Genomic DNA, 4000 nt, shown 5'->3' on the forward strand with positions numbered 1-4000 from the left:
GGCGCCGACACGCTGGACGGCAGCACCGGCAGCGACACCCTGATCGGCGGGGCCGGCAACGACGTCTATGTCGTCGATGTGAGCACCGACGTGGTGACGGAACTGGCGGGCGAGGGCACCGACGAGGTGCGCACCGCGCTGGCCTCCTACACCCTGGGCGCCAACGTCGAGATCCTGACCTACACCGGCACCGGCACTTTCGCCGGCACCGGCAACGCGCTGGACAACGCCATCACCGGCGGCGCGGGCGCCGACACGCTGAACGGCGGGGCCGGCAACGACACGCTGGACGGCGGCGCCGGCAACGACAGCCTGATCGGCGGGCTCGGCGACGACGTCTACGTGGTGGACAGCGCGGCCGACGCGGTGGTCGAGGCGACGGCGGCCGGCACCGACGAGGTGCGGACCACGCTCGCCACCTACGCGCTGGGCGCCAACGTCGAGAACCTCACCTACACCGGCACCGGCAGCTTCGCCGGCACCGGCAACGCGCTGGACAACGCCATCACCGGTGGAGCCGGCAACGACACGCTGGACGGCGGGCTCGGCAACGACACGCTGGCCGGCGGCATCGGCAACGACGTCTACCTGGTAGATGCCACCGGCGACGTGGTGGTCGAGGCGGCCGGCGCCGGCACCGACGAGGTGCGCACCGCGCTGGCCGCCTACACGCTGGGCGCCAACGTCGAGACCCTGACCTACACCGGTACCGGCAGCTTCGCCGGCACCGGCAACGCGCTCGCCAACCAGATCGTCGGCGGCGCCGGCGACGACACGCTGGACGGCGCGGCGGGGGCCGACACGCTGACCGGCGGGGCCGGCAACGACACCTACGTGGTGGACGATGCCGGGGACGTGGTGGCCGAACTGGCTGGCGCCGGCACCGACGAGGTGCTGGTGAGCGCCTCCAGCCACACGCTGGCGGCCAATGTCGAGAACCTGACCTACACGGGGTCCAGCAGCTTCGCCGGCACCGGCAACGCGCTCGCCAACCGGATCTCCGGCGGCACCGGCAACGACACGCTCGACGGCGGCGCGGGCGCCGACACCCTGGCGGGCGGCCTCGGCAACGACGTCTACGTGGTGGACGACGCAGCCGACATGGTCACCGAGCTGGCCGGCGCGGGCACGGACGAGGTGCGCACCGCGCTGGCCGCCTACACCCTGGGTGCCAACCTGGAGACCCTGACCTTCACCGGGTCGGGCGCCTTCGCCGGCACCGGCAACGCGCTGGACAACCTCCTCACCGGCGGCACCGGCGACGATACGCTCGACGGCGGCGACGGCGACGACACGCTGATTGGCGGCCTCGGCGCCGACCTGCTGCTTGGCGGCACGGGCAACGACGTCTACGTGGTGGACGACGCCGGGGACGTGGTCGTCGAGGCGGCCGGCGCCGGCAGCGACGAGGTGCGCACGGCACTGACTGCCTACGCCCTGGGCGCCGACGTCGAGAACCTTACCTACACCGGCTCGGGCGCCTTCGCCGGTACCGGCAACGCGCTGGACAACGTCCTCACCGGCGGAGCCGGCAACGACACGCTGGATGGCGGCGCCGGTGCCGACACCCTGGCCGGCGGGCTGGGCAACGACGTCTATGTCGTCGATGACGCCGGCGACGTGGTGGCCGAACTGCCCGGCGGGGGCAGCGACGAGGTGCGCACGGCGCTCGCGGCCTACACGCTGGGTGCCAGCGTGGAGACCCTGACCTACACCGGCACCGGCACGTTCGCCGGCACCGGCAACGCCTCGAACAACCTGATCCAGGGGGGCGCGGGTGACGACACCCTGGACGGGGCGGCCGGCGCCGACACCCTGGCGGGCGGGCTCGGCAACGACGTCTATGTCGTCGATGACGCCGGCGACGTGATCGTCGAACTGGCGGGCGCGGGCAGCGACGAGGTGCGCACCACGCTCGCCGCCTACACGCTGGGCGCCAACGTCGAGGGTCTGACCTATGTCGGATCCGGCGGCTTCGCCGGCACCGGCAATGCGTTGGACAACCTGATCGTCGGCGGGGTCGGCAACGACACGCTCGACGGCGGCCTCGGTGCGGACACGCTGGCGGGCGGATTCGGCGACGACGTGTACGTCGTCGATGCCTCCGACACGGTGGTGGAACTGCTCGGCGCCGGCATCGACACGGTGCGGACGGACCTCGCCGCCTACACGCTGGGCGCCGATGTCGAGAACCTGACCTATACTGGAACCGGCGCCTTCGCCGGCTCCGGCAACGCGCTGTCCAACGCCGTCGTCGGCGGGGTCGGTGACGACACGCTGGCCGGCGGCGGCGGCGCCGACGTGCTGATCGGCGGCGCCGGAGCCGATTTCCTGCAGTTGACCGTCGACGCGGTGGGCGACCGCGTGGTCTATGCCAGCGCCGGGGATGGCGCGGCGCCGGGCGCCTCGGCCGGCTTCGACGTGGTAACCGGCTTCCAGGCCGGGCTCGACCGGGTCGCGGTGACGGGGGACTTGCTTGCGCTGCTCGACCGCGATGCCGACGGCACGCTGGCCGCAGCGACGCTGACAGGCGGCCCGATCGACGTGGCGACCACCGAGTTGGCGTGTCTGCAGACGACGGTGGCGGCTCTCGCCGACACCGACTTCGCGAGTCTGCGCGCCGCCATCGGCACGCTGGACAACGGCACGGGTGCCGAGAGCATCCTGGTGCTCGCCAATGACGGTACGTCGTCGGGTCTCTACGTGGTCGGCGACGTCAACGGTGACGGGATGCTGGCGGCCTCGGAAATCCGGATGCTGGGCCTGTTCGCCAGCGCCGCGACGCTCGGCGTTGGTGACGTGTTCGCCGCCTGACCCCGGCGGGCGACGGATGGTTCGCAAATCCGTCGCCCGTCCGCACCAACCTCCGCCGGTGCCGCTGCGTGTCGGTCGAGCCGGACCACGGGCGGTAGCGGCTTTCTCCGGGAGGTCATGGGATTGGGCTCATCGTATCCGGCACGATCGCCGGCGCAGGCGCCTCATCCCCACCCCCGTCTCACCCTCCCCACACCGCTGTCCGCGGGCTTTACCATCGACGACAATCGTTATATTTTTTTGTGTATAGCGCCTGTCGTCCGCTCCAGGTGGAGTCTGTGCTTGTGCCGCGCATCACGCGATGTATAGTCAAACTATATAACGAATGGTCAAGGCGGGCGGAATGGTGATCCGCGCACAGGTCATCCTCGGCGGCAGAAACGCACCCAGCATTGGGCGGGAACGCATCCGCCTGATCGAGGCGCTGGGCCGCGAAGGCAGCATCTCCGGCGCCGCGCGGGCGATGCGGATCACCTACAGGGCCGCGTGGGACGCCATCGACGCCATGAACAACCTGTTCGGCCAGCCGCTGGTCGACGCCCGGACCGGCGGTCGCAACGGCGGCGGCACCTGCCTGACCGCCGAAGGGCTGCGGGTGATCGAAACCTTTCACCGACTCGAAAGCGAGCTCGCACGCACGCTCACCGACCTCGAATCCGGATTCCCTAAAGCCGGATTCCCCAAAGATGGCGTCGCCGTCAAAACCCTGGTGTCGGGATTCTTCATGCGCACCAGTGCCCGCAATGCCCTGCGCGGCAGCGTCGCCGCCGTCACCGACGGCGCGGTGAACGCCGAGGTGGCGCTCCGGGGGGCCGGACCGGACCACCCTGACCGCCGTGATCACCCGCGACGGCGTGCGCGACCTGAGCCTGTTCCCGGGGCGCGAGGCGACGGCGCTGATCAACCCCTTCGTCATCCTCGCCCCCGCCGGCGAGGCCCGCCGCACCTCGGTGCGCAACCGGGTCGAGGGCGCCCGCCCGCTGGAGGCGGCGGCGACGCTGCGCGCCTCGCCGCTCGACAGCTTCTTCACGGTGGCGGTGCCGCCGGCCCGGCGCGGCTTCCTCACCGGCGCGGTGCTCGGCTTCGCCCACACCATGGGCGAGCTCGGCGTGGTGCTGATGATCGGCGGCAACATCCCGGGCAGGACGCGGGTGCTGTCGGTGGCCATCCTCGACTATGTGGAGAC

At 71.5% G+C, this 4000-nt stretch carries 2 protein-coding genes and 1 pseudogene; 2 read left to right on the forward strand and 1 reads right to left on the reverse strand.

Annotated elements, in window-relative coordinates; genetic code table 11:
* A partial coding sequence (locus TSO221_RS34445; RefSeq protein WP_146209007.1) for a calcium-binding protein occupies positions 1 to 2814 on the forward strand: 2814 nt, incomplete at its 5' end.
* 211 nt (positions 2815 to 3025) lie between these two features.
* On the opposite strand, the gene TSO221_RS36725 is transcribed toward TSO221_RS34445, so the two are convergent.
* Positions 3026 to 3658, reverse strand: a complete 633-nt coding sequence (locus tag TSO221_RS36725; protein WP_247878402.1) for a hypothetical protein — start codon at positions 3656 to 3658, stop codon at positions 3026 to 3028.
* Between TSO221_RS36725 and TSO221_RS36730 the strand changes: the two are divergent.
* Positions 3651 to 4000, forward strand: a pseudogene (locus tag TSO221_RS36730) (ABC transporter permease subunit); the annotation flags it as partial. The gene TSO221_RS36725 and the pseudogene TSO221_RS36730 sit on opposite strands and share 8 nt — an antisense overlap.

Source organism: Azospirillum sp. TSO22-1, from assembly GCF_003116015.1.
Classification (GTDB): domain Bacteria; phylum Pseudomonadota; class Alphaproteobacteria; order Azospirillales; family Azospirillaceae; genus Azospirillum.